The sequence below is a fragment of the Thermogemmatispora carboxidivorans genome, from assembly GCF_000702505.1.
GTDB classification, from domain to species: domain Bacteria; phylum Chloroflexota; class Ktedonobacteria; order Ktedonobacterales; family Ktedonobacteraceae; genus Thermogemmatispora; species Thermogemmatispora carboxidivorans.
The window spans coordinates 4,600,238-4,626,174 of the sequence record NZ_JNIM01000001.1; the positions used below are offsets into that span (position 1 = coordinate 4,600,238).

Annotated in this window: 21 protein-coding genes and 3 tRNA genes; 4 read left to right on the forward strand and 20 right to left on the reverse strand. The window is 61.3% G+C overall.

Features of this window, described 5'->3' with window-relative positions; all coding sequences use genetic code 11:
- Positions 1-17 precede the first annotated feature (17 nt).
- From nuoF to N688_RS18140, 8 genes are all read right to left on the reverse strand, one after another.
- Positions 18-1,316, reverse strand: a complete 1,299-nt coding sequence (gene nuoF, locus N688_RS18105) for an NADH-quinone oxidoreductase subunit NuoF (RefSeq protein ID WP_052890601.1) — start codon at positions 1,314-1,316, stop codon at positions 18-20.
- A gap of 41 nt (positions 1,317-1,357) precedes the next feature.
- Positions 1,358-1,882, reverse strand: a complete 525-nt coding sequence (gene nuoE / locus N688_RS18110; RefSeq protein ID WP_081838981.1) for an NADH-quinone oxidoreductase subunit NuoE — start codon at positions 1,880-1,882, stop codon at positions 1,358-1,360.
- A complete protein-coding gene (nuoD, locus tag N688_RS18115) occupies positions 1,879-3,039 on the reverse strand; it encodes an NADH dehydrogenase (quinone) subunit D (protein ID WP_420341022.1) in 1,161 nt (386 codons plus the stop codon). Before nuoD ends, nuoE begins: the two co-directional genes overlap by 4 nt.
- A gap of 408 nt (positions 3,040-3,447) precedes the next feature.
- Positions 3,448-4,065 (reverse strand): NADH-quinone oxidoreductase subunit C, encoded by a 618-nt coding sequence (locus tag N688_RS18120; RefSeq protein ID WP_069803272.1) that lies wholly within the window; start codon positions 4,063-4,065, stop codon positions 3,448-3,450.
- A 193-nt stretch (positions 4,066-4,258) separates the two neighbouring features.
- Complete coding sequence (locus N688_RS18125) at positions 4,259-4,783, reverse strand: NADH-quinone oxidoreductase subunit B (RefSeq protein WP_052891548.1); 525 nt, start codon at positions 4,781-4,783, stop codon at positions 4,259-4,261.
- A gap of 68 nt (positions 4,784-4,851) precedes the next feature.
- Positions 4,852-5,208 carry an NADH-quinone oxidoreductase subunit A gene (locus tag N688_RS18130; RefSeq protein ID WP_052890603.1) on the reverse strand — a complete coding sequence of 119 codons (357 nt, stop codon included), beginning with the start codon at positions 5,206-5,208 and terminating at the stop codon, positions 4,852-4,854.
- A 380-nt stretch (positions 5,209-5,588) separates the two neighbouring features.
- Positions 5,589-6,440, reverse strand: a complete 852-nt coding sequence (locus N688_RS18135; RefSeq protein WP_052890604.1) for a sulfurtransferase — start codon at positions 6,438-6,440, stop codon at positions 5,589-5,591.
- 321 nt (positions 6,441-6,761) lie between these two features.
- Positions 6,762-7,922: a Gmad2 immunoglobulin-like domain-containing protein gene (locus N688_RS18140; protein WP_162179588.1), complete on the reverse strand. Its 1,161-nt coding sequence runs from the start codon at positions 7,920-7,922 to the stop codon at positions 6,762-6,764.
- A 577-nt stretch (positions 7,923-8,499) separates the two neighbouring features.
- Between N688_RS18140 and N688_RS23010 the strand changes: the two genes are divergently transcribed.
- The 3 genes from N688_RS23010 to N688_RS18155 all read left to right on the forward strand — a co-directional run bounded on the left by N688_RS23010 (position 8,500) and on the right by N688_RS18155 (position 11,625).
- Positions 8,500-8,910 carry a helix-turn-helix domain-containing protein gene (locus N688_RS23010; RefSeq protein WP_156025505.1) on the forward strand — a complete coding sequence of 137 codons (411 nt, stop codon included), beginning with the start codon at positions 8,500-8,502 and terminating at the stop codon, positions 8,908-8,910.
- Between the two features lie 402 nt (positions 8,911-9,312).
- On the forward strand, positions 9,313-10,482 hold the full coding sequence (locus tag N688_RS18150) for an ABC transporter ATP-binding protein (RefSeq protein ID WP_052890607.1): 1,170 nt from the start codon (positions 9,313-9,315) through the stop codon (positions 10,480-10,482).
- Positions 10,483-10,974: 492 nt separating this feature from the next.
- Complete coding sequence (locus N688_RS18155) at positions 10,975-11,625, forward strand: LysM peptidoglycan-binding domain-containing protein (protein ID WP_052890608.1); 651 nt, start codon at positions 10,975-10,977, stop codon at positions 11,623-11,625.
- A 512-nt stretch (positions 11,626-12,137) separates the two neighbouring features.
- On the opposite strand, the gene N688_RS18160 is transcribed toward N688_RS18155, so the two are convergent.
- The 12 genes from N688_RS18160 to N688_RS18215 form a co-directional block, all read right to left on the reverse strand.
- Positions 12,138-13,787, reverse strand: a complete 1,650-nt coding sequence (locus N688_RS18160) for an acetolactate synthase (RefSeq protein WP_052890609.1) — start codon at positions 13,785-13,787, stop codon at positions 12,138-12,140.
- Between the two features lie 503 nt (positions 13,788-14,290).
- Positions 14,291-14,364 (reverse strand) — tRNA-Val (locus N688_RS18165).
- A gap of 93 nt (positions 14,365-14,457) precedes the next feature.
- Positions 14,458-14,539 (reverse strand) — tRNA-Leu (locus N688_RS18170).
- Positions 14,540-14,676: 137 nt separating this feature from the next.
- Positions 14,677-14,758, reverse strand: a tRNA-Leu gene (locus N688_RS18175).
- A gap of 55 nt (positions 14,759-14,813) precedes the next feature.
- Complete coding sequence (locus N688_RS18180) at positions 14,814-15,233, reverse strand: FAS1-like dehydratase domain-containing protein (protein WP_052890610.1); 420 nt, start codon at positions 15,231-15,233, stop codon at positions 14,814-14,816.
- A gap of 270 nt (positions 15,234-15,503) precedes the next feature.
- Entirely contained in the window at positions 15,504-17,114 is a 1,611-nt protein-coding gene (locus N688_RS18185; protein ID WP_052890611.1) for a sensor histidine kinase, read from the reverse strand.
- Complete coding sequence (locus tag N688_RS18190; protein WP_052890612.1) at positions 17,111-17,872, reverse strand: response regulator transcription factor; 762 nt, start codon at positions 17,870-17,872, stop codon at positions 17,111-17,113. Before N688_RS18190 ends, N688_RS18185 begins: the two co-directional genes overlap by 4 nt.
- A gap of 307 nt (positions 17,873-18,179) precedes the next feature.
- On the reverse strand, positions 18,180-18,788 hold the full coding sequence (locus N688_RS18195) for an NUDIX hydrolase (protein ID WP_052890613.1): 609 nt from the start codon (positions 18,786-18,788) through the stop codon (positions 18,180-18,182).
- Positions 18,785-19,636: a Clp protease/crotonase-like domain-containing protein gene (locus N688_RS18200; protein ID WP_052890614.1), complete on the reverse strand. Its 852-nt coding sequence runs from the start codon at positions 19,634-19,636 to the stop codon at positions 18,785-18,787. The genes N688_RS18195 and N688_RS18200 overlap by 4 nt, the downstream gene beginning before the upstream one ends.
- A 140-nt stretch (positions 19,637-19,776) precedes the next feature.
- Positions 19,777-21,393, reverse strand: a complete 1,617-nt coding sequence (locus N688_RS18205) for a benzoate-CoA ligase family protein (protein ID WP_052890615.1) — start codon at positions 21,391-21,393, stop codon at positions 19,777-19,779.
- 545 nt (positions 21,394-21,938) lie between these two features.
- Positions 21,939-22,688 carry a TlyA family RNA methyltransferase gene (locus N688_RS18210; protein WP_052890616.1) on the reverse strand — a complete coding sequence of 250 codons (750 nt, stop codon included), beginning with the start codon at positions 22,686-22,688 and terminating at the stop codon, positions 21,939-21,941.
- An 84-nt stretch (positions 22,689-22,772) separates the two neighbouring features.
- Positions 22,773-23,843 (reverse strand): ROK family protein, encoded by a 1,071-nt coding sequence (locus tag N688_RS18215; RefSeq protein ID WP_052890617.1) that lies wholly within the window; start codon positions 23,841-23,843, stop codon positions 22,773-22,775.
- Positions 23,844-24,291: 448 nt separating this feature from the next.
- Between N688_RS18215 and N688_RS18220 the strand changes: the two genes are divergently transcribed.
- A complete protein-coding gene (locus N688_RS18220; protein ID WP_052890618.1) occupies positions 24,292-25,932 on the forward strand; it encodes a molybdopterin-dependent oxidoreductase in 1,641 nt (546 codons plus the stop codon).
- Positions 25,933-25,937 lie beyond the last annotated feature (5 nt).

Here is a 25,937-nt window from a genome sequence, read left to right on the forward strand (position 1 = left end):
TCACTGGCCACGCCAGGCTAGAGCGCGGCGGCCACCGGCTTGCGCGCCTTTGGCCCCACCTTGCAGCATCCCTCGCGCACGTGATATTCGTACTCCTCGCGGAACAGCTTGATACTGCTCGTGATCGAAGAGGTCGCTGCATCGCCCAGCGGGCAGAACGACTTGCCGCTGATATTATCACAAATATCCAGCAAGAGATCGATATCGCTCATTTTACCGTGGCCGTGCTCGATACGCTCCAGCAGCTGCACCAGCCAATAGGTGCCCTCACGGCAGGGCGTGCACTTTCCACAGGACTCATCGCGATAGAACTCGGTCATACGCAGGACAGCATCGACGATGCAGGTATCCTCATGCATCACAATGACGCCGCCGGAGCCGAGCATTGAGCCAGCCGCCGCCACCGACTCGAAGTCCAGGGGAGTATCGATCTTATCGGCCCCCAGGATGAAAGTCGAAGAGCCGCCGGGGATGACCGCCTTGAGCTGCCTGTCGCCGAGGATGCCCCCGCCGTACTGCTCGTCGTAGATCAGGGTGCGCAGTGGCGTCCCCAGGGGCAGCTCATAGTTGCCCGGCTTCTTGACATGGCCGCTCAGACAGAAGATGCGCGTCCCCTTACTCTTCTCGGTGCCGAAGGAGGCGTACCAGTCGGCCCCGTTGCGCACAACGGCGGGCACAGTCGAGAGGGTCTCACAGTTATTGATCACGGTTGGCCCACCGTAGAGGCCGACCGCCGCCGGGAAAGGCGGCTTGAGACGGGGATAGCCACGACGCCCCTCCAGAGACTCCATCAGGGCGCTCTCCTCGCCGCAGATATAGGCACCAGCTCCGCGATGGACAATGACATCGAGACTATAGCCGCTGCCCAGAATATTCTTGCCGATGTAGCCTGCAGCATAGGCTTCATCGACCGCCCGTTGCACCTGGCGGGCGGCGTAGGCCAGCTCGCCGCGCACATAGATAAAGGCTGTCGAGACGCGGCAGGCGTAGCTGGTAATGATCACCCCCTCGACCAGCTGATGAGGATTCTTCTCCATCAGCATGCGATCCTTGAAGGTGCCCGGCTCGCTTTCATCGCAGTTGCAGCACAGATAGCGCGGTTCATTCTTGGCCAGAAAGCCCCACTTCATGCCGGTCGGGAAACCGGCCCCGCCACGTCCGCGCAGACCAGACTTCTTGACCAGCTCGACGATCTCCTCCGGCTGGTACTCGTGCAGCGCCTTCTCCAGGGCTTCATAGCCGCCGTACTGGCGGTAGACATCCAGGCGATCGATCCCAGGTACATCGATATTTTTCGTGATAATTAGCTCTGGCATAGCACGCTTCCTTCACAGCACAACATAGGCCAGCACGTCCGTCAGCAGCCGCCGGCGCCTGCCGGGCTCCGACCCTGGCTCTGGCCCTCAGCCTGAAACTCAGCTTCCCACTGATCCGCCAGGCGATCGACCAGCTCAGGCGTCAGATTCTCGACGAACTCATCATTGACCTGGAGCACCGGAGCCGTGCCACAGGAGGCCAGGCACTCCACCGTCAGCAGGGTATAGCGGCCATCGGGGCTGGTCTCGCCCCGCTTGATACCGAGGCGGCGCTCAAGCTGCTCGATCAGCGCGTCGCAGCCGCGCAGGTAGCAGGAAATGCTATTGCAGACTTTGATCACCTTCTTGCCGGGCGGGCGCTGATAGTACATTGTATAGAAGGTGGCGACGCTCTCGACATCGTCGACCGTCATATTCAAGGCTTCCGCCACTGCCTCCAGCGCCGCGCGGGAGACGTAGCCTTCCTCCGCCTGCGCAATATAGAGGGCCGGCATCACGGCGGAGCGGGCCACCGGATAGCGAGCTGCCAGCTCGCGCATGCGCTGCTTCGCCTGTTCTGAAATCATCGATCAACCTCACCGAGCACAATATCGATGCTCCCGATGGCGGCCACCACGTCCGAGAGCAGGTTTCCCTGGATCATCTTCGGCAGCGCCTGCAGATTCGCAAAGGACGGCGCGCGCACGTGCATGCGGTAGGGTCGGGCCGAGCCATCGCTGACGATAAAGAAGCCCAGCTCGCCCTTGGGCGACTCCGTGCGCACGTAGACCTCGCCGGCGGGCGGACGATAGCCTTCGGTGTAGAGCTTAAAGTGGTGGATCAAGGCCTCCATGCTGCCAGTGATCTGCCACTTGGGCGGCGGCGCTACCTTGGGATTGGCCACACGATAGCGACCGGGCGGCATGCCCTCCAGTGCCTGATTGACGATGCGCAGGCTCTGCTCCATCTCCAGCATGCGCACCATGTAGCGGTCGTAAACGTCGCCGTTGCTGCCGACCGGGATCTCAAAGTCGAACTGCTCGTAGCCACTGTAGGGGAAGGCTTTGCGGATGTCCCAGGCGATGCCGCTGCCGCGCAGGGTTGGACCACTGGTAGCATAGGCAATGGCATCCTCCTTGCTGAGTATGGCCACCCCCTTGGTGCGCTCCAGCCAGAGCGGGTTGTTGGTCAGCAGGTCGTGGTACTCAGCCAGGCGATCGGGGAAGACGCGCGTGAAGGCGCGCACCTTCTCGTCGAAGCCGCGGGGCAGATCAGCTTGCAGGCCACCGGGGCAGATATAGCTGGTCATCATGCGCACGCCTGAGACGTACTCGAAGACATCCAGGATCATCTCACGCTCGCGGAAGCAGTAGAGGAAGACACTCATCGCCCCCAGGTCGAGCGCGCTTGTGCCCAGCCAGACCAGGTGGCTGGCGATGCGCTGCAGCTCGGCCAGCAGTACGCGCGCATATTTAATTTTATCGGTGATCTCGTCCTCGATCCCCAGCAACTTCTCCACCGCCAGCGCATAGCCCAGGTTATTGCATAGTGGGGCCAGATAGTCCATGCGGTCCGTTACCACCAGCGCCTGATGATAGGACTTCGACTCGGCGGTCTTCTCGATGCCGGTATGCAGGTAGCCAATATCCGGCTCGGCCTTGACCACCGTCTCGCCTTCGATGGTCAGCAGCAGGCGGAGCACCCCGTGAGTACTCGGATGCTGCGGCCCCATATTGATGGTCATGGTATCCTGGCGCTGACCGCTCTCGGTTACCTGGCCTTCTTCGATGGTATAGCGCGTTTCTAGCTCCTGTTGCATAAGCAAGCCCTCATCGCTGCATGTCAGCCGTTGGTTGCACTTCCCAAACGAGCGGATCAACCAGCCAGAGCAGAACCAGGCCCTGCACCGGTTGCCCTATGCCCACCCGCCCGTCCACCCACCAGCTCAGACGCTACCTGTGCCACCTTCTTTCCCTTCTTCAGCTGTCGCCTTCGCGTTCACTGTCCACTCAGGTGGTGGGCCGGGCGCTGCGCAGAGACTCACGCCTTGATCTTCTCTGTGCTTAGTAGTAAGTAGCGCACTCAGACCGGACTGGCAGAGGGAGCACGAGCCTGAGCAGGTCAGGCAAAGGCAGCCGGTCAAGTGCTCAGCTCACGCTCGTGGGGTACCCGGCTCTGGGTTCGTAGTAAAGGCGCTGCGACTCTCGTTCAGCTCGCGGCCCTGGGGGGTACGGAGGGTCTGGCGGCCAACGCCGGGGTCCACGTCGTAGGGAACCTGACCGCCCCAGTGTGGTTCAGGCAGATCGAAGCCGGTCAGCGGATAATCCTTGCGCAACGGGTGAGTGGTCCAGTTGCTCGGCATCAGGATGCGGCGCAGGTCGGGATGATGAGTAAAAATGATGCCAAACAGATCATAGACCTCGCGCTCATACCAGTTAGCCGCCGGCCAGACGCCGGTCACCGATGGCACCTGCGGGTGTTCCTCGCGCTTGCCACCCACGCGCACCTTGAGCGCGAGCGTGCTGCGCCGCGGCAGCGAGAGCAACTGATACACCACATCGTAGCGGGGCACGCGCTCCAGCCAGTCGACAGCGGTGATCGTTGAGAGAAAGGTATAGTGATGGTGCCGCTTAAGATAGTCACAGACAGCAACCAGGTGCTCGGTAGTCAGGACGACCGTCAGCTCACCACGGTGCTCGACGGTCTCCACCACCGCCTGGGGGAAACGCTCGCGTAGGGCTGCTACGGCAGCCTCGGCAAATGTATCCATGATTGTTCTTTCTTTCGCCTCGCTTTCCCCGCGCTGCTCCCATGCTCCCACCCTTCCCGCTCTGCGCGCCTCGCTCTCTCTCCTCTTGCTCGCCTGCCCGCCCGCCCGCCCTCTCTCCCAGCGGCCACCCGATTCTAACCCGACGGGCAAGCAGTACGTGAAGAACGAACCAGCGAGGAGCGGCTCCCTGCTCTCAGCCTGGCCGCTCCTCGCTGGGGCCAAGCAGTTTCAGACCGCTCTCCTTGAGCGGGTCGGGCGGATTCGGGATGCCTTCGCGAATCTTACGCTGCAGCTCGTTAAAACCATAGAGGAGCATATCGGGCGTGGGCGGACAGCCCGGGATGTAGACATCGACCGGGACGATCTTATCCACACCCTGGACAATAGCATAGTTGTTGAAGACGCCGCCACAGGAAGCACAGGCCCCCATCGCAATAACCCACTTCGGCTCGGGCATCTGATCATAGATCTGGCGCAGCACAGGGGCCATCTTGATCGAGCAGCGGCCTGCTACAATCATCAGGTCGGCCTGGCGCGGCGAGGCCCGATAGACCTCTGCCCCAAAACGCGCAATGTCAAAACGGTCGGCACTGGTGGCCATCATCTCAATAGCACAACAGGCCAGACCAAAGAGCGCCGGCCAGAGCGATGAGCTTCGCCCCCACTCGATAAGCTTGCTGACTTGCGTCGTCAAGATGCCAAATTCACCAGTGCGCATCGGCACCTGGCGCGGACGACGCGGCGTCTGCGTGTTGGAAAAGGTCTGTACCGGTTCCCAGGGATTGGTTACTCCCATGTGAATGCCCCTTTTCGCCAGACATAAACGTAGCCGATCATCAGGATCACGAAGAAGATAAGCAGCTCGATCAGCCCCAAGGTCTTCAGCTGATCCTTCAGGAGGACGGCCAGGGGATACAATGAGACAATTTCAATATCAAAGGCAATAAAAAGCATCCCTGTCAGGAGATATTTGACAGGAAAGCGCCGCTTCGGCGCCTGAATCTCCTGTATGCCGCATTCATAGGGCGCCAGCTTCTCCGGTGTCGGCTTCTTCGGCCCCAAAATCGCCGTAGCCACCATGACCAGCAGGCCGAAGAGGAGCGCCAGCGCCACCATGAGAAAAATGGGGAGAGGATCGCCCATCGTGGATATCCTTTATTTCCGGTAAATACTCTGTGCGTTGTTACGGGTACCGGCGCTGGTACCTGGTGTCATTTATACACTACTTCAGTTTGTATGGTAGCACAGCATGTCCAGGCTGTCAAACACTTGCACCAGTCCTCACCGACCGGCTGCGCCGGGCCCGTTCCCGCCGCCCCTCCTCTTCATTGCTATGATGACAGATGCAACAATAAGTGAATGGAAAGACTTTTTCTCGCAATCGGGGAAAAGGGGAAGCGACGGAGCTGAGGGCGCGGGGATAGGAGAAAAAAATAGGACCGTGGGGCCGCCGCCTCGCTGCGACGGCCCCACGGTCCCGGCTCTGGATACAGGAGGGACGTGTGTTAGCAGTTTGTCTGGCTTTACTTTTCGATGGGCACGCCGATCAGGCTGCCCCACTCGGTCCAGGAGCCATCGTAGTTGCGCACGTTGGGATAGCCCAGCAGGTAGCGGAGGGCAAACCAGGTGTGACTGCTACGCTCGCCAATGCGGCAGTAAGCAATCACCTCTTTGTCACCGGTGATCCCCTGACCTTCGTAGATGGTGCGCAGCTCATCCGCCGACTTGAAGGTTCCATCCTCGCGCACGGCGCTGGCCCAGGGAACGTTTTTGGCGCCCGGAATGTGGCCACCTCGCTGGGCCCCTTCTTGCGGCAGGTTGGGCGGCGCCAGCAGCTCACCTTTGTATTCACCTGGCGAACGCACGTCAACCAGGGCAACCTGGCTGTTCCCCAGCTTGCTCAGGACTTCGTCGCGAAACGCTCGAACTTCGCGATGCGGCTCCTCAGCTCGATACTCAGTACGCGGGTAGCTCGGCACCTCGGTGGTCAGGGGCCGCTTGTCAGCTACCCACTTGGCTCGCCCTCCGTCAAGCAGACGCACATCTTGATGGCCGTAGTATTTGAGCAGCCAGAAAGCCCAGGCGGCAAACCAGTTGTTGTTGTCTCCATAAAGAACAACGGTGGTGTCATTGCTGACCCCCGACCGGCTGAGCAGCTCTTCTAGCTGCTCCTTGCTGATAGGAGCACGAACCACCTGGTCCTGTAGCTCCTTCTGCCAGTTGAAGCCAATGGCCCCAGGAATATGACCCTGCTCATAAGCAGTGGTGTCAACATCTACTTCAATGAGACGCACTTTGGGATCGTTGAGATGTGCCTCAACCCAGTCAGCATCTACCAGGACTTCAGGATGGGCATAGCCTTTGTTTTCTGCCATCAATCTCCTCCGTGTTGCTGCCTGAAATATTTTTGATTTTGTTGAGCGACATACTCAACAAAGTCTCTTCTCTTATTAGTAACGGTCAAGGTGGCCAGTTTTATTCCCCCCAAGAGCAGAATCTGTTGCTACCAGGGAACAAAGAGCTGGAAGGAGGGGAAGGCTCTCTCTCAGAAAGTGAGCAGGAAGCAGCGGAAGGCGCTCAAGGGCCGGAGCGGGGTCGAACCGGACCAGGAGAGGAGCAGGGCCTCCGGAGGCCGCTGGTTGCAGGCTCCAGGCGTCGTCGCTCCTCTCTGCTGGTCAGTGATGAGTGTCCTTTTTTCAGGTGAGCAGCACTTTGAGCAAAGTACCGGTGGCAATCGAGCCGTCGGCCTGGCTCGGTGTGAAGAGCATCAGCAGGCCCTCTTGCGCCCCAGCGCTGAAATCGGTCGTGTAGGTGAGGCTGGTCGAGAAGGTCGTAGAGCCATTGCCGCTGGCGCCGCGCACCTGGGCCTGACCAACCTGGTTGTAGAGGTGGTCTAGCAGACGCAGGCTGCCAATGATGCCCTCAAAGGCGTTCCCCTTCCCCGTGACGGTCGTGGGACTGTGCAGCCGGGCCAGGGCCGCAGGAGTGCTGATAGAGAGTGTAGGGCTGCTGACCTCGGTCACTTCCCAGATGCCCCCGTTGGTATTGGATTCCAGCCGGCTCATGCTGACGCGGATGGTGCCACCGCCAGGATGGGGACTCTTGACCTCGACGACGGCGTTGAGATCGTGCTGGCCCCCGCCACTGATGAGGTGAGCCGGGGCGTCCGCTCCCCAGTTGAAGAGGGTTGATGAGGCAGCCAGCGCCTGAGCCACTTTGAGGGCGTCGAGCTTCCAGGGATCATGCCCCTGGTTGACCGCCGCCTGATCCGCTTCGGCCTGATAGCGCGTCAGATCGGGAAAGAGGCCCGGAAAGACAATCTGGACCAGGGTTTGTTGAGCATCCGACCACTTGAATTCTCGGAAGAGGTCACGCTGGTAGTTGGCAGGGCTGCGCCCCCGGTTGAGGACCGAGTTCTGATCAACTTCAGCTGTAAGAACAGTGTTGTAGCCGCTGATGACAGCATCGCCGTCATAGAGGTTGAGCAGTTGAAAGATCTGCTGGGGGTTGGGATTGGTGATGTTGGTGTAGACGTGGACGTCTACCGCATGCCCTCCCTGATGAGCCACGGTAACCAGGGCCTGCAAGGCCGGCGTGCCCATGAGGTTGCCACATTGAACACGCGCCACACTGGTGACACCAGCAACGGCATGCACAATACCACTCCAGTAGGCAGACGACTGGACCGCCGTGGGACAGGGTCGGGGACCAAGAAGGACAACTGGCGAGGCGGTGGGAGTGACATTCCCCGCTCCAGGAGTCCCAGCTCCAGCGGTCGGCGTGGCCTGATTCCCTCCTCCCAAAGGAGAGGCACAGGCCGCCAGGCTGAGACAGAGGAAGAACACAACGGTACGCAAGATGGTGCTTCGCTGACGATGAAACCAGAATGATTGCTTCGAGTCTCTGGGCCGCTTGGACAGACGAAAGCGGTTCAGCATGGGCTTTCTCCTCGTGTAAGGGACTGCGCTCGTCCCCGCTGCAGGATTAGCATAACATGGCTCGGCAAGAACCTCTGTGAGGTAGCTCATATGAGCCATGTGAAGCTCAGCAAAATCGAAACTGTCACCTGCCTCTGCCGGTCAACCACCCCAGCGGCTGCTCCTCCTCGCTCCCTCCCCCCTCTGACTCTCTTCGCCGGTACCTTTCTCCTAACGCCTGCTTCCTCCATCTAATTACAGCCAAAATATCGCTCCATAATAAGTTGAGAAGCTCGCTCCCAGAAGGCCATTGAAGCCAGAAGCGCAGAGCCGTGACCACACTAATAAAAAGATTGCTTCTCGCTCTTTTGTTCACCATCGAACCGCCGCTTGAAAACGCACTGTAAAAAACCCTCCGTCTGCTATAGGATTCTCCCATCCAGGCTTTTACTTGTCGTTTTCATGTGACAACAATGCAACTCACAATGTGAATAGCATTGTTGTCGGAGAGGAGCACATGACATCGAGTCCGAACATACGTTCAGATCAATTTCAGCCCAGGGCGGTACTTTTCTTTCAATACAGCTATTCAGCATATTTATGTATTTACACAATTATCACCTCCATACAGGAGGAAAAGATAGAAGACACCGCAGCGATCAAGCTCTTTGGACAAAGGTTGAAGCAGAAACGCAAGGAGCGCGGCCTCACACGCGAAAAGCTTGTCGACCAAATGGACAAGCTCGCCAGCGAAGGCAGCCAGGGCTGGAAGGCGCCAGATGTCAGCACGGTGGCCCGCTGGGAGCGGGGGGAGCAATGTCCCCGGGTAGTACCTCACCTCTGGCTGGTCTGCCAGGTGCTTCAGGTCTCACCGGAAGAGCTGGGCTATCCCAAACCCATCAAATATTGGCCTGGCGATCATCCCTGATCAGAAAAAAGCGGGAAGGGGTCGTATGGCCCCTTCCCGTTGAGAGCGAGGGGAGCGTCCCGGGGATCGGATCGGTTCGGGCTGGTCGAGAGAGACGGGAGGCACAGGCTGAGGAGAGGAGAGAAGTGGCAGCGGCTCACCGGACACTTCGGACGCTCCCCCTCTCTACTTTTTAGTATCGGCTCATCTTCTTATTACAATAGGGCCATTCTATCGATTTTCTTCGCTGAACCAGGAGAAAGTTAGTATTGTTCATCATATCACCTTCATCTTCTGATGATGCTCCTGGCTAGAGGCATGGCAGGCAACCAGCTGGCCCCTCTTTCTCCGCCACAGCGAGCCGAGAACCAGGCTTCTGAACGCTTGCAGAAGAGCAGACCTTCGCCTATACTAGCAACAGCTATGTTGACTGCTACGTTTGAGGCTGATCTCGCGGGCCAGCCTGGCCGGCGTTCGCCATCAGAGCAAGGGAGCCACTTTCACCTCCAGCTCACACTGCACGCGGAGGCTGGTCGCACCACTGTCTTACTCGGCGAGAGCGGGGCCGGCAAATCGACGGTGCTGCGCCTGCTGGCCGGCCTGTTGCGCCCCACACGCGGGCAGATGCTTCTTGACGGCGTCTGCTACTTCGATAGTGAGCGTGCTATTTTTCTCCCTCCCCAGGAGCGGCCCATTGGCTACGTCTTCCAGGATTACCTGCTCTTCCCACACCTGACGGTCTTCGAAAACATCGCCTTCGGGCTGCGAGCCCAGGGCCTGCCTGGTCAGGAAGTGCGCCGGCGTACGGAGGCCGCCATCGAGCAGATGCGCCTCAGCGGCCTGGCCGCGCGCCGTCCAGCCCAGCTCTCGGGCGGACAGCAACAGCGCGTTGCGCTGGCCCGCGCCCTCGTGCTGCAGCCCCGCCTGCTCTTGCTCGATGAACCGCTGGCCGCTCTGGATGTGCAAACTCAGCGCGAGGTGCGCCAGGAACTGCGCCGCCTGCTGGGCGAGATCGGGATTACAACCATCTTTGTGACCCATAACCACCTGGAGGCCCTGCTCTTCGGCGATCAAATTGTGGTCCTTGACAACGGCCAGGTGATCCAGCAGGGCAGTCGGCGCGAGCTGTTGGAGCGTCCGCGCTCAGCCTATATCGCTGAGCTGGTGGGACTGAATTTCTGGCGCGGGCAAGTGGTGGCCCGCGAGGCCACCACTCTCTGTACGCTGGCCATCAGCGGCAGCAGCCGACCCTTGCTGGTGAGCGCTACCCTGGACGAGGACGCGGCGGCGGACCCTGGCAGCGGACCGGAGGCCTGCGTGGTCATCGACCCCCGCAGCATTACGCTCTACCCCGCGCCGCCCGAAGGCTCGGCCCGCAATGTCTTCGCTGGCGAGATCGTCCAGATCTTACCACTGAGCGCCGGCCATAGCTCAGCTCACGATGGGCGCGTGCGCGTGAGCATCGAGATCGATCCCACCCTCCCCCCACTTACCGCCGAGATCACGGAAGAGTCGCTCCAGCGCCTGGCCCTGCACGAGGGCCGCCAGATCTACGCCAGTTTCAAAGCGACCGAGGCCCGCGCCTATCTGTGACCTGCGCAAGCGCGAGAGCCAGAGCCTGGCTTCCTGAGCTGCCTTCCCTCCCCCAGGCTCTCAACCAACCCCGCACGCCTGAAACGCTCCCCCCTCCCCGCTCGTTGATAATCCAGGTTTTTCTTGCTCCTTGGCTTCTGCATAAATAGTCGGCCCATCATCTATAGTCTCCCTATCATTCTTGCGCATGCTTGCTTTAGCGCTACAATAGCCAGTTTTGGCTATGTTTCAAAGAGTATTTGCATGTTCCAATTTAGCTCATGCTATCATATGCGTGTTCCCGCGCCGCTCGGTTGCCGCTCACAGGGAGCATCTTTGCGGCTTGTGGGAACGCCAGAGCTTCTGGCGGGTTGCTGAGCTGGCCGATCTGCTTAGCTTCTTCGGCTCACCCTGGTGGGGGGCCAAGCGCGAGGGTGATCGGTCACCACAGCTATCTTGCCTGTCGGAGGCCGCTGTTTGGGGAGACTTGTAGGTTTAGTCAGAAGGGGTTCCATGCAGTTACTACATACGGACATTCGTAAGTGCGAACAGCAGAATAAGGGAGGTCGTCTCTTCAAGAAGTTTGCCGCCAGCCTCATGCTGGCCCTGGCGCTGGCCGGGGCCCTGTTTACCTTGAGCGGCCAGGGGGCCCATGCTCAGGCTGCCAGTGGCTGCTATACTGTCGTCTCGGGCGACACCTTGAGTGGCATCGCCCAGCGTTACGGGACCAGCTGGGAGACGCTGGCTTCCTATAATCACATTGCCAACCCCAACCTGATTTTCCCGGGGCAGCAAGTATGCACTCCTGGTCAGGGGAACAGCAGCGCGACCCCGGTGAGTGTCCAGAGCCAGCCAGCTCAGAGCAGCGCGGCCTCGACTGCCTCTCAGAGCGTGAGTGGCTCGATTCCGCAGATGATCTACCAGGTCTTCGGTTCCTATGGGGCGCAGGCTCTGAGCGTCGCCCAGTGTGAGTCGAGCCTGAACCCGTATGCGACCAACAGCTCATCGGGAGCGGCAGGTATCTTCCAGTTCCTGCCGAGCACCTGGGCCACCACCTCGCAGGCGGCCTACTCGCCCTACAATGCAGCGGCTAACATCCGTGCTGCTTATGAGGTCTTTGCCCGTGACGGGTTCAGCTGGCGTGAATGGTCCTGCCAGCCCTAGTCTAGCCTGGGTCAACGCCTCACTTAGCTCGACCGGCAGCGCGATAGGCTGCATAGCATAGCCATAAGAGAGGACCTGGAGACCCTACCGCGGGTCTGGGCAGCTAGCCGCGCCGCAGCGCAGGCAATTTGAGCAGCCGGCCCGCAAGAGGTAGAGGCCCGTCCGAGAGAAGCAAGAATTCGGATTCGTCCGTCTCCCAAACAGAGCGCTCACAACACGAGGAGTATCTTTCACAGGCGCGGCGCGCTCGCCTGGCGTGCTGGCTGGTCCTTCCCCAACGCGAAAGGGGTGTATGGACAGGATCGCCTTCAGCCAGCCAGGGTCTGGGCAGCGTCCGCCTCCTCAGCACGACGCAGAGCGACGGGGATGGCGCCGGTTTGGTCAACGTTCGACCGGCGTCGTCCCCGTCGCTTCCTTCATATTGTTTTGCCAGGAGCCAGGCCAGCGCCAGCGCTCAAGCTAAGCTAAGCTAAGCTAAGCAACCAGTGCGATCAGAGAGGCCATGAGGTCAGCTAGACCGCTACATTGGTGGAACGACTGTAGGGCTTGTCGGGGTCAATCAGCACATTGATGCAGGCCGGCAAGCCAGAGGCAAAGGCCCGCTCTAAGGCCGGGCGAATCTCCTCGGGGCGCTCTACCAGCTCGCCATAGCCGCCCAGCGCCTCCACCATCTTATCGTAGCGGATACCCGGTGCCAGCTCTGCCGCTGTGGCGTGACCAATGAGGGCCTTCTGGGGATGCTTGATCTGGCCCCAGGCTCCATCGTTGCCGATCACCGAAACCACTGGCAGCTTCTGGCGCACCATGCTCTCAAACTCCATCCCATTCAGGCCGAAAGCTCCGTCGCCATGCAGAATCAGGACGCGCTTGCCAGGGCGCGCCAGTTGGGCTGCCATAGCGAAGCCGGTGCCGGTGCCGAGCGTTCCCATTGGACCGGCATCCAGCCAATAGCCAGGGCGATAGACATTGATCACCCGTCCGCCATAGCTGACAATGTCGCCTCCATCGCCGATAACGGTGGTCTCCTCGTCGATGAAGTCGCGAATCTCCTTACAGAGGCGCATCGGATGGATGGGCACCGCATCGGAGTTGAGAGCTGCCGCGTCGCGCTCCCAGGCTTTGGCTTCTGCCTCACGAATGAAGCGGAGCCAGGCGCGCTCACCGCTATATGGTTTGCAAGCCGCCGCCACCTGGTGCATGGCGAGGCCGACATCGCCCACCAGTCCCACCTCGGCCCCGCGGTTGACCCCGATATCTTCGCCCGCCAGATCGAACCAGATCAGGCGTGCCTCGGCTGGTATGAGCGGCGGTCGTCCATGATTGAGACGGAAGTCCATGCGCGTCCCAATGGCGAGGATTGTGTCGGCGCCCTCCAGGGCCTTGCGTCGGGAGGCGCTGAAGAAGAGGGGATGAGTGGGAGGCAGGCATCCCCGTCCGGCTCCATTGAGATAGACCGGGGCCTGAATGCGTTCGGCCAGCTCACGCAAGGCTTCGGCGCCATCGCACCACCAGACAGCGCTTCCCGCCATAATGACTGGGCGCTCAGCCTGCTCCAGGAGAGCGGCAGCCTTCTCTACCTGGTCCGGCGTCGGCTGCACGGGTCCCGCCGGGCGGTAGCTGGTCGGCTCGCCGGGGTCTGTGGCGTTGTCGGTGTCGGCCAGGTTGTTGAGAATATCCATCGGGATTTCAAGAAAGACGGGGCCAGGCTTGCCGTTGAGCATCTGGCGAAAGGCGGCAGCCACATACTCGGGAATACGCCCGGTCTCGTGGACGGTGCGCGCCCATTTGGTGATGGGGCGCAGTAGATCGATCTGGTTCATCTCTTGCAAGGCGCCCCGATCCCACAGGCCCAGCGGCGCCGCTCCGCCGATGACCAGCACCGGGCTGCCCGCCAGATAGGCGTTGGCTACCCCGGTCACTCCATCGGTGACCCCTGGACCGGCAGTTAACAAGGCTACTCCTGGCCGGCGCGTACACTTGGCCCAGCCCTCAGCAGCGTGAACTGCCGCTTGCTCATGTCGGGTGTCGACGACGCGAATGCCCTCACGGAGACAGCCATCGTAGATGGCCGCGATGTGCCCCCCGCTCAGTGTGAAGACCACTTCGACGCCCTCGCGCTTGAGGATCTTGGCAACCAGCCAGCCACCATGCGTGATACTCACGTTTCGCCTCCTTTGTCTTGAGCAACTTTGCTCAGTTGCTTCTCTCTGCCAGCGGAAGCCCTCATCAGCCAGCCACTGGCTCGCCTGCTCCTGGCACCTCGCCGAGCAGGAGTAGCCTGGCCCCGGCAAAGACAGCCAGGGACAAGCCTCCCCCGGACAAGGAAGCCCCACACCGGAGAGCTGGACCGGCTGCGGCTGACATCGCTGACAGGACAGTTACGGACGCGGCTCCGCTTGCCTGCGCTGCTATGATGAATGATAGCGCCCGCTTGCTCACCTGACAATGTAGCACGCTAACAGCTCCTCGCGCTTAGAGAGCTGCGCTCGCTCTGGTGACAGCGACCCAAACAGCCCGGGCCGCTTTTGCGCTCAAACGGGCCTAGATAGACCGATTGCCTCGCTCATACCCCTGGGTAGCAGGCGGGCGATAGCAGCGCGGCACGCTCATGAGCATCGGGGAGAGAAGGAACAAGAGAGGAAGGCCAATAGGAGAGGAAAGGGAGTGGGCGACAAGGGACTCGAACCCCTGACCTACTGCGTGTAAAGCAGCCGCTCTACCCAACTGAGCTAGTCGCCCATGTGATCCATCTTACCAGGCTGAGCCGGTAAGCAAGACGGAAGAGGCGGACCGCTATGGCCTGGCCGCCTCTTCCAACCACCATCAAAGCGGTGCCCTCGAGTGGACTCGAACCACCACGCCCTTACGGGCACAGGCCCTCAACCTGCTGCGTATACCATTCCGCCACGAGGGCATCGTTGTGCTTGCTATTTCAGCAGCAAAGAAAGAAGAGAAGAGGAGAGAAGGAAGCTAAACTCAGCATCCGCTGGCGAGCGACGCCGCTCAATCCCGTGCCGCTCGCCAGGCGGATATGAGCAGCGCTCATGAGGGTGCCCTCGAGTGGACTCGAACCACCACGCCCTTACGGGCACAGGCCCTCAACCTGCTGCGTATACCATTCCGCCACGAGGGCATCTCTCATAGATTCCGCATTGTATTGTATACTGACCCCTCGGATTTGTCAACGGTTAGTCGGGCTTTTTCGCACGCACAATCAAGGTGCCTTCTGCCGTAAAGAGCAGCTGGCCATTCGCGTCGCGTCCTTCGGTCTCCAGAATCACAAAGGTCATGGGACCGGAGCGCCCACTGCGCTCACGCACATCGGCCACACGGGCCACGCAGGTCACCTGCTCCCCGATGCGCAGGCGGCGCTGATAGCTATAGCTCTGCTCGCCATGCAGCAGCTGCATTCGCGAGGGATCGATCTGCAGCTCTGGAGGGCGGACGCGGAACGTCGTCGGGAAAGTAGGAGGAGCATAGACGAGCGGTGTCTGCCGCTCCAGCGCGGGATCGCCGGTCGCCTCCATAAAGCGCCGCACCGCCTCCTCCGTGACTTCGAAGGTCTGGGGGGCTGCGGTCTTGCCAATCACGCTCGGATCGATCGCCATGAGTGAGGCGCTCCTTTCTGCTCTGCTTTCACTGCCTCTGACGCTCTCGGCCTCAAGAAAGCATACTGATTTTCTTCCGCCTGCCACCAGTCTCCTTGCTCGCAGTGAGGGTGTCAGCCCCAACGAGGAGCGGATGGCAGTCCGGAAGCGTTTGGCCGTCGCAAGAGGCCTGTTTCCCGTAAGCGTTCTTGATCGAGTTTGCTGTCAGCAGTTGACGAAGCACCACCGCTATCCGTCGTCGCCATACGGCGGTGGGTCCTGGTGGCTCTTCTATGTATTATATCCTCGCGCGGGGGGTAAAAGCTTCCCACTTTTCTCCCGGCGATCACGCCACAGCTTCGACCCGGCAGGACTCCCCGGCGCCTCGTGGTTGGGGGCCAGCGGTAAGGTAAAGCGAATACAGGTCCCCTTACCAGGCACGCTTTCGGCGGCCACTGTTCCGCCGTGGGCGGTCACAATGGCTTTCACAATGGTCAAGCCCAGGCCACTCCCACCACGTCCCCCGCTGCGGGCCCGATCGGCGCGATAGAAGCGCTCAAAGATGTGAGGGAGATCGATCGGATCAATCCCCACGCCCGTATCGCGTATCCAGACCTCCAGCATGCGCCCCAGGTGCCTGGCTCCCACCGTGATGGTTCCTCCGGCAGGCGTATGGCGACGCGCATTATCGATGAGATTGAGCAGCACCTGGGTAACGCGGTCGCTATCGGCCAGGACCGGCGGCATCCGTGGGTCAATGGTGTTCCGCAGGGTAATGCCGGCCTGCGCGCACTCCGGTTCGATGACCGTCAGCGTCTCATCGACAAGCACGGCCAGATCGAGCGGAGCCAGATCGAGCCGGGCCCGTCCCGACTCCAGCAAGGTCATATGCTGGATATCAGCCACCAGGCGACGCAGGCGCTGAACTTCGCGCGCGATGAGCTGGGCTGTCTCCTTGCGCGCTCCTGGCTCCTGAATCACCTCGTCGGCCAGGGCCTCGCTGAAGCCCTGAATAGCTGTCAGGGGCGTGGCCAGATCATGAGCGATGTTGGCAATCATATCGCGCCGAATCTGGTCCTGGCGGCGCAGTTCGGCCACATCGGCCTCGATACGATCGGCCATAGCATTGAAGGTCTGGGCCAGACGCCCCAGCTCATCCTGAGCCGAAGGCGGGTCTACGCGCTGCGAATAGTCGCCCTCCTTCATGCGCTCCACGGCGGCGGTCAGTGACTCCAGCGGTCGGGTTAAACGACGCGCCAGCAGCAGGCTGAAGACGATTACGGCAACGCCGATGAGGAGGCCAGCCAGCAGGATCGCCTGCGTCACATTGCTGAGGAAGCGCTGCGGCGAGGCTTCTGGCTGGGCAATCAGCAAGGCCCCAATGAGCTGATGGCCGCCGCTGCTCTGGTCGTAGAGCGGCACACTGACGTACAGGCCCTTGAAACCACTGCTCTCCAGATGTCCATCAACCTCATTGCCCTGCAGAGCCTGGGCCGCCGACTGCGTGATGGCCGCCTCAGAGCAGAACTGGCTATCAAAGCCAGCCGGTGGATTGCAGAGAAGCTGATGGCCATTCCGGTCAACGATCACCAGGAGGGAGGGCACAGGGAAACGCAACGAAAAAGGACCCCAGTGCCCGCCGAGCTGGTAGGTGTAGAAGTCTTCGATGCCACGAGCATAGCTCTGAGCAGCATCCTGCAATTGCCGAATCTGGGCTGTGTAGTAGTAGTTGTAGACAGCCGCAATCACGGCTATGGCAAGCACGATGATCGCCCCCAGGGCAACCGCCAGGTAGCTGAGCACCAGCTTGCTGCGCAGGCTCAAGGACGGTAGCCCGGTGGCCACTTGCTCCATTGGGGCAACAGGAGGCCCGTGAGCAGTATTGGTTGCCGGTTCATTCATGCGGGCGCCTCTGGCTCGAATTTGTAGCCAACTCCCCAGACAGTTTTGATGTTGCGCGGCGCCCCAGGCACCGCTTCGATCTTTTTGCGCAGCGTGCCAATATGGACATCGACCGTGCGCCCGTCTCCCAGGTAGTCATAACCCCAAACCTTGTTGAGCAAAACCTCGCGCGTGAAGACGCGCTCTGGCGAGGAGGCCAGGACCACCAGCAAGTCGAATTCTTTGACGGTCAGGGTGACGCGCTGTCCGTTGACCTCAACCCGCCGCGCTGGGATGTTGATAACCAGGCCCGGAAAGCGCAGCTCTTCGCGCTCGCGCTCGTTTCCTTGCCGAGCTTGCTCGCTCAGACCTCCTTCGCTGCCGTTTCCTCCTGGGACCCCCGCTCGATGGGCCCCTGCCAGAGCCGTGCGTCGTAAGATGGCTCGCACCCGGCTGACAACCTCGCGCGGGCTGAACGGCTTGACCAGGTAATCGTCTGCCCCCAGCTCCAGCCCGGCAATGCGGTCCTCTTCTCCTTGTCGCGCCGTCAGCATCAGGATGGGTGTATCCGCCCAGGCCCGGATGCGGCGACAGACCTCCATGCCATCAAGAGCCGGCAGCATCAGATCGAGAATCACCAGATCGGGCTTCTCCCGCGCATGTAGCTCCAGCCCCGCCGCCCCATCTCCGGCTATGACTACCTCATAGCCGGCCTGCTCCAGATAAAGGCGGATGAGCTGCGCAATGTTGTTTTCATCTTCTATAATCAGGATCTTCATGACCCACCTGTCCTGTCCTGTCCTTCTATTAACAGGTAGGAAGTATCCACTTAGTTATAGCATATAGAGCATAGCGCCGGCGGGTGAGAAAAGCTGCAATCTTTTGTAAAGATTTTGTAAGGTCAGGAGTGAGGCGCGACCGGGCCTGGTCCGGCCAGGATGCAACCCAGACGAGCCAGGTGGCGGGAAGAGGCTCCGTGCAGAGACTCTGCTGCAGGGCACAGTACGGGCAGCCAACATGGCGAGCGACAGGGACCGGCCCGTGTCGTGCGACCAGACCCTTCGCAGTAGCGCTCACCTGCCCGAGCTAGAAGGAGGCACGCAGGTAACCCAGACGTTCCAGAGCCATGTAGGCGGCGGCGATCTGGCCCTGGACGGCAAACTGTCCGCTATGGATCAGAGCGAGCAGCTCGCGTGGAGTGACGAGCAGGTTCTCTATGACCTCGCGGGGGTCCACCTTCTGCTCGCCGGTCTTTTCGATATCGCGCGCCAGATACCACCAGATGCGCGTCTGGGCTCCCGTGGGGTTGGCGTACATCTGAGCCAGCAGCTCGATCTTCTCAGCGGCTACACTGTAGCCCGTCTCCTCCATCAGCTCGCGATGAGCCGTGAGCAGAGGATCATCTTCATGAGGATCGATGGCACCCGCGGGAAACTCCAGCACCTGCAGCCCAATACCGTGCTTATACTGTCGATTGAGTAAGACACGTCCATCGGAGGTAAAGGGGACGATACCTACCCAGCCCCGATTTTCGATAATGTAGTAGTCAGGGATCAGGGTGCCATCCGGCAGCAGTACCTCCTCGCGCCGCACTTTGAGATAGGGCGTATCTAATACCCGCTCGACGGCGCGCGTCACCCAGGGCCGTAGCCCTGACGGCTCCTGCTGCCGGGCAATCTGGTGCTCTGTGGTCATGCTCTCTCGCGCTCCCGTTGTTCTTGTTGTTGTTGCCAGCGCGGCGCCCGCTTCTCCAGAAAGGCGCGCAGGCCCTCCTGAGCATCCACCGAGCGCGACACCTCGCTGAGATAGAAGCTGTTGACGCGGCGGAGGGCCTCCAGACGCGCGCGGCCCTCGCGCAGACGGCGGGCCTCTTCATCCTCCTCCTCAGTGGGCAGCGGCAGGGAAAAGCTGCCTGGCTCTAGCCACGGCGACGAGGGTAGGCCCTCGACAGGCGGGAGCCAGCGCTGCGCCAGTCGTACCGCAGCCTTCGCCTGGCGCAGGGCCGTGGCGCTACTTCGACGCAGCAAGGCCAGCACCTCTTCTAGCCGCCTGTCAAGCTGACGAGCCGACGCACACCAGGTGGCCTGGCCTAGCCGGACAGCCTGCTCACCAGGCAGGCGTTCGGGGCCAGGCGCACCGCTGACCGGCACCACAAAAGTGGCCTCACGCGCGACCAGGACCAGGTCGGCAGCTCGCACCAGGAGCGAGGCCTCCTGCGACAACGACTCACGCACCACGGCCAGCACCGGCTGCGGCACGGCTCGCACAAGCGCCGCTGCGCGCTCTGCTTCATTGCGTAGCTTGGCCGCCTCTCCCACGCCCGAACGGCAGCCCGCCCCGATGGGGCCTCTACCCGCCTCAGCCTGCCGTGAAGAGGCCCCAAAATCGAGGATGACGCAGGTCAGGCCAGCACCCCCACTCTGCAGGGCCGCACAGGCGCTCGCCAGCTCGTCCAGCAGCAGCGCACAAGGCTCAGGTGTCACCATCAGGCGCACCGTCTGCGCCTCAGCCAGTATACGTAGCGCACGATAAGCCTGTTGCACTCTCTCCTCCGTAGGTAGTAGGGACGCCAGGCCGTCGGTAGGCACAGGCCCGACCGGCCTGCCCCCAACGGCCTTCTCCTCAATACCTTACGCCGGGCAAGCCGCGCCGCGCCGCTCCTCCGGCGCTCACTCAGGTCAGCTCACGCCAGAGGGGCAGTCTCCCCTGTCTCCCGCAGCTTGAAGCGCTGGATCTTGCCCGTCGCTGTCTTGGGGAGTTCCGAGACAAAGACCACCCAGCGGGGATACTTGAACGGCGCCAGGCGGCCCTTGACAAAGTTCTGTAGCTCGCTCACCAGGGACTCGGAAGCCTCCTGGCCAGGCTTGAGGACGACAAAGGCTTTGGGCTTGACCAGACGGTCGCTATCGTAGGCTCCTACCACCGCCGCCTCCAGGACGGCAGGATGCTCGATCAGAACGTTCTCGACCTCTACGGGCGAGACCCACTGACCGCTGACTTTGAGCATGTCGTCCGCACGTCCGCAGTACCAATAGTAGCCCTCGCTATCTACATAATACTTGTCGCCGGTGTGAATCCAGTGCCCCGTAATGGTGTCTTTGGTCTTTTCATGCTTGTTCCAATAGTAGGCGGTAATGCTGTCTCCCCGAATGAGCAGGTTGCCAATCTCGCCTGGCGCCACCGGCTGCCCCTCTTCATCGACAATCTTCGCTTCATAGCCCGGCACAAGCTTGCCCGAGCTGCCCGGTTTGATGTCACCAAGACGGTTGCTGATAAAGATGTGCAAGATCTCGGTGCTCCCAATCCCATCAAGAATGGGTACCTGAAATTTCTCTTCCCAACGGCGCAAAATATCCGCCGGCAGCGACTCACCCGCCGAAACGCAGACACGCACCGATGAGAAGTCAAAGCGCTTCTCGGCTTCGGGCACACTGAGCATGTTGGCGTAGAGCGTCGGCACGCCGTAGAAGATGGTGGGCCGATAACGCTCCACTACCTTGAACATGTCTTCAGCCAGGGGACGCCCGGGATAGAGCACGGTGCTGGCCCCAACTCCAAAGGGGAAATAGAGGGCATTGCCTAGCCCATAGGCAAAGAAGAGCTTCGCCGCAGAAAAGGTAACATCGTCTTTGGTGATACCTAGCACAGGTTTCGCGTAACACTCCAGGCAAAATGTCATGTCGTGCTGGAGATGTACACAGCCTTTGGGGAAACCTGTGCTGCCCGAGCTGTAGAGCCAGAAAGCACTGTCATCTTTGCTGGTGGGAGCAGGACTGAGCGAGGGCGAGGCACGGGCAATCCAGCCTTCGAAATCGTGCAGGACCACGCGCTGACGGCCCGCCAGCAGCGTCGTCCCGGCGGCCCCCGCTTCCAGGCCAACTACGACTACATGACGCAAAAAGCGCAGCTGGGACAACACTTGACGCAGCGGCGACCAGAGGACAGCATGGATGAGCAGAACCCTGGCCCGGCTGTCGTTGAGCATGTAGACGTAGTCCTCGGGGCGCAGCATGGTATTCATAGGAATAGGGACCGCGCCGATCTTGATGGCTCCAAAGAAGGAGGCCGCGAACTGGGGGGAATCGAGCAGCAGGAGGGCCACACGCTGCTCCATCTCGACGCCGAGTTCTAGCAAGCCGTTGCCAACACGGTTGGCCATCTCGGCCACCTGTGCATACGTAAAGGTTTGACCTTCATAATAGATGGCGACTTTGCCACCACGCCCTTGTGCGAGATTCGCGTCAAGAAAGGCGCTGGCCGCATTGAACTGGTCGGGCACGTTGACCGTCGGAATCTCCATGATCTTCCCTCTTTTCTCGCCTGCAGGCGGCGCCTGGCTGACCCCCGGCTGACGCGCCCCATCCCTCTCTCGTCTCTCTTGGCCGCCCTGCCTGGCCTCCCTTCTCGCCACTCGGCTCGCTCCCTTGCGAGCACAAGCGCGATCATCCCTAGCCACACCCCCCAGACGGTGAAGGCCCCCCAGGAGGAGCAAGCTGGCGCGTCACCCCAGGAACGGTCTACCTCTACCTTGCTGTTATTGTACCAGATTGCGGCCCGACCTTCCCAGTCTGTTGGCTTGGCCACCGGGTGGACAATCCCCGGCAGACAGCCCAAAGTGGACGGCGTTCCCTCGCCCCGCGAGCCAGCTTGCTCTTCCTCTTGTTTCCTTCCTGCTCCTCGCCTTGCGCTGCCTACCCGCTAAGGCCCTCCCCACCTCACTGCTCCCTATCCCCGCCAGCGACTAGCAAAGCGCAGGTCGCTGGAAGAGCAGAGGCTCCCGGCGGGCCTTCCTTTGCCTCGCCAGTGAGTGAGCACACCCACAGAGCGCCGCTGTCTGGGCGCACCTTATGGAAGGACAAGGTACATCAGAAATTCTTTGTTGCCCTCCCTGCCGGCAATGGGGGACTCGACCAGACCGCGCAGCTGTAGCGGCGTATACTCGGGAATCCAGGCAGACAGCTCGCGTAAGACGCGCTCATGGACGCGCGGATCGCGGATAATGCCCTCGCCACGGTCAGCCTCCTCTTTCCCGGCCTCAAACTGCGGCTTCACTAGCGCCACTACCCAGGCGCCAGAGGCCAGCAAGCGCGCTACCGGCGGTAGAACGAGGCGCAACGAGATAAAGGAGACATCGATCGTCGCGCATTGTGGCCTCTCCGGCAAGGTCTCCAGATAGCGGATGTTGACCCCTTCCATGACGACGACACGCGCGTCGCTGCGCAGCTTCCAGGCAAGCTGTGCATGGCCAACGTCGACGGCATAGACGCGGGCCGCCCCCCGCTGCAGCAGGCAGTCGGTAAAGCCGCCGGTCGAGGCACCAACATCCAGAGCGACCAGTCCCCGCGGATCGAGAGCGAAGACATCGAGGGCTTTTTCGAGCTTTAACCCGCCACGACTGACGTAGCGCAATTCGGGCGCGGCCAGATCGAGGCGGATGTCGGCATCGTCGGGCACCTGGGCGCCGGGCTTCTCCAGGCGTCGCTCGCCCACATAGACGCGCCCAGCCATGATCAGGGCCTGGGCACGCTCCCGGCTGGCTACCAGGCCGCGACGCACCAATGCGACATCAAGACGTTCCTTCTTCTTTGTCACCATCTTCAGCCTGACTGTTGTCGCTTTCCTGCCTGGCCTCTCTGCCACCAACTCTCCGGCTGGGACCAGCCCAGACGAGCGGAGGGATCAGGCATGATAGTAGATCAGGGTACCAGCCCCGATCAGTCCGACGTTGGGGCCAAGTTGTGCCGGCTCGATGCTCACGATGGAGCGCGGAGCCTTCATCGCCCGCTGCTCGACAATATCGAGGGCTGGCCCAAGAACCAGGTCGCCGAGCTGCATGACGCCGCCCCCCAGAATAATTTTGCGCGGATTGAAGATATGGATCACGTTGACAAGTCCCACGCCCAACCCACGAGCCGCCTCGCCGATGATCTGCCGTGCCAGCGCGATGCCGGCGCGCGCCGCCTCGCCGACGGTGCGAGCATTGACTCGCTCGATGCTCTCCTTCTCCGTGCCAGCAGGTAAATGGAGCTGGCGAGCCGTCTGCTCGTCGAGCGAACGTGCAAAGGCGAGCAGCTCGGCTCCCTGGCCCGCAGCAATAGCCTCGTTGGCTCGCCGGGCAATGGCCGTCCCCGAGGCAATGGCCTCTAAACAGCCGATATTGCCACAGTTACAGCGGGGACCGTTGAGGTCGATGGTCATGTGCCCCAGTTCGCCGGCGGTTCCCCCGGCTCCCTCTAACAAGCGGCCTTTGCAGATGATGCCGCCGCCGATCCCTGTACTCACGGTCATGTAGACCATGTCTTCGCTGCCACGCCCGGCCCCGAACATGTATTCGCCCAGGGCTGCGCAATGGGCGTCGTTCTCGATGTGGATCGGCACCGGAAAGTCTTTCTGCAGGATATCGCGAATAGGGACGTTTTCCCAGCCCGGGAGATTGGGCGGCGAGTAGATGACGCCGCTCTGGCTGTTGAGTGGGCCTGGCGCTCCCAGGCCAATACCAGCCACTTGCCCGAGCTCAACCCGCGCCTCAGCGAGCGCCTGACGAATCGCGTCGCAAATGCGCGGGATCAGACGCTCAGGCGTTGCATCTTCGCCGGTCAGCAGGCCCACGCGCGAGAGCAGGGTGGCCCCGCGCAGCACCGCTACCCGTAGCTGCGTTCCTCCCAGATCAACGCCGACGGCCAGGGGGAGATGCGCAGCGTCTGTCGTCGCTGCTGTCGTCGTAGCTGTGATCACTTGGTCTTCTGGCATAAGTCTCGGCTTCCTCGCAGATGGTCTTTTACTAGTGGCGTCCTTCTGTCCTGGACGCAAGAGAGGGGCGACTGCCGATTGTGTGCGCTCCAGCGCCTCCAACCAGCCAGCGAGCGGGACGCACGCTACGCTTCAGATGCGGCCTCGGCAGGCAAGGGGAGCGCTATTCGGCATAGATGATACTCCATTTGCAGGCAAGCAACAAGTGACCGTTCTCCCGAGCTTGCTTTCCCTCTGCGCCTGATTGTTTAAGCCTGCCGCCCTTCTCACAGGATATGCCCACTACACGCCTGTCAAAGAGGCCCTGCTTGCACGTGTAGCATTGATGATGTAGCCTGACTTACAATAATGGAATGAAGATGGCACGGAGCTGATCTTGATCTGGTGAGGCCGCCCGGCTTTCTTCTTTTCCTTCAGGCTCGCGCTAGAAAGGGCTGTTTCGTCAACAATGGCTTCGCCTGAGACCTCTTCGCCTCCAAGGCTCTCTGCTCAGGAGGCTTTCTTTGCCGGCAGCGGCGCCGGCTTGCTGGCGGGACTCGCCTCCTCGGGCTGTATGCTCTTGCTGAATGCTTTTGCCCACGGCGTGTCTCTGCCCGAGCAGGTCGGGGCGACCATTACGGCACTGATGCCCCTGTCACTCTTCCAATTGCTGCAGCAATTGCTCGGCGACGAGGCGAAGCGCTATTTATTGGTTTGCGTCATTCTGGGCCAGTGCCTGGTTTTCGCCGTCAGCGGTGGCCTCCATCTGCTGGCTCGCCTGCGCTTCTTGCCCAAGCCTGACCGGGAGCCAGGACTGGGGGACGGCCTCCTGCTGGCCGCCTCGCTCTGGCTTTTTGCTGGTCTGGTGGTGCTGCCGCTGACCGGGGCCGGCCTCTTTGGGGCCTCACTGAGCATTGGCTGGTTCAATAGCATGTGGAGCCTGGCCGTAAGCGGCCTGGTCTTTGCCTTGCTTTTCCCGCCCGCCTATCACTGGCTGACCGCCAGCCGCATTCGCGAGGAGCAGCGCCGGGCCGAGGTGCGTGAGCAGCGTCAGACCCTGCTGCGCCGCGGCCTGATCCTCGGTGGGGTGGGCCTGCTGGCCGCCTTCGCTTTCCGCTTTATTACCCAGGGCGCCCATGCCCCTACCGTCACGCTGCGCGGCTTCAAGAGCCGCATCGTGCCACCGCCCCAGCCAAACTACGGCCCCATCGTACCCGTCTCTCATCTTTCTTCAGAAATCACACCAAATGATCAATATTATGTGGTTTCAAAGAATCTGCTGGCTGACCCTGTGGTCAACGGCGAGAGCTGGCGCCTCACGATCGGCGGTCAGGTTGAGCAGCCCTACACGCTGACCTACGCCGAGCTGCTGACGCTGCCTATGCGCCGCCAGTACGAATCGATGATGTGCATCAGCAACGAGGTCGGCGGTCCCTACATGAGTAACGCCCTCTGGGAGGGTGTGCCGCTGGCCGCGCTCCTGGAGCGAGCACGCCCCAGGGCAGGAGCGACGAAGGTGGTCTTCCACTGCGCCGATGACTATAGCGATAGCATCCATCTCACCAAGGCCCTGGAGCCAACGACTCTACTCGCCGTGCGGATGAACGGTCAGACGTTGCCGGAGCGCCACGGCTATCCGCTGCGTCTTCTGGTGCCCGGCATTTACGGCATGAAGCACGCCAAGTGGATCACACGCATCGAGGTAGTCAACTACGACTATCAGGGCTACTGGCAGCAGCGCGGCTGGAGCGACGAGGCCCAGATCCGCATGACGACGCGCATCGATACCCCCCTTGACGGGAGTCGCTTGCAAGCCGGCAGCCTGACCTATATTGCCGGTGTGGCCTTTTCGGGGGAGCGTGGCATCAGCGAGGTCGATGTGAGCTTTGACCTTGGGCAGAGCTGGCAGCGCGCGACCCTCAAGCGTCCCCTGTCGGCCCTGACCTGGGTTCTCTGGGAACTGCCCTGGCGTGCGCCGTCTCAGGCTGGTAGCTACACCATCACGGCGCGCGCCATCGATCTGCAAGGAAACGTCCAGGACCCTCGTCCGGCGCCGCCATTGCCTGCTGGCGCCTCCGGCTACCACACGATTACTATCGTCGTCGCCTGATCTCA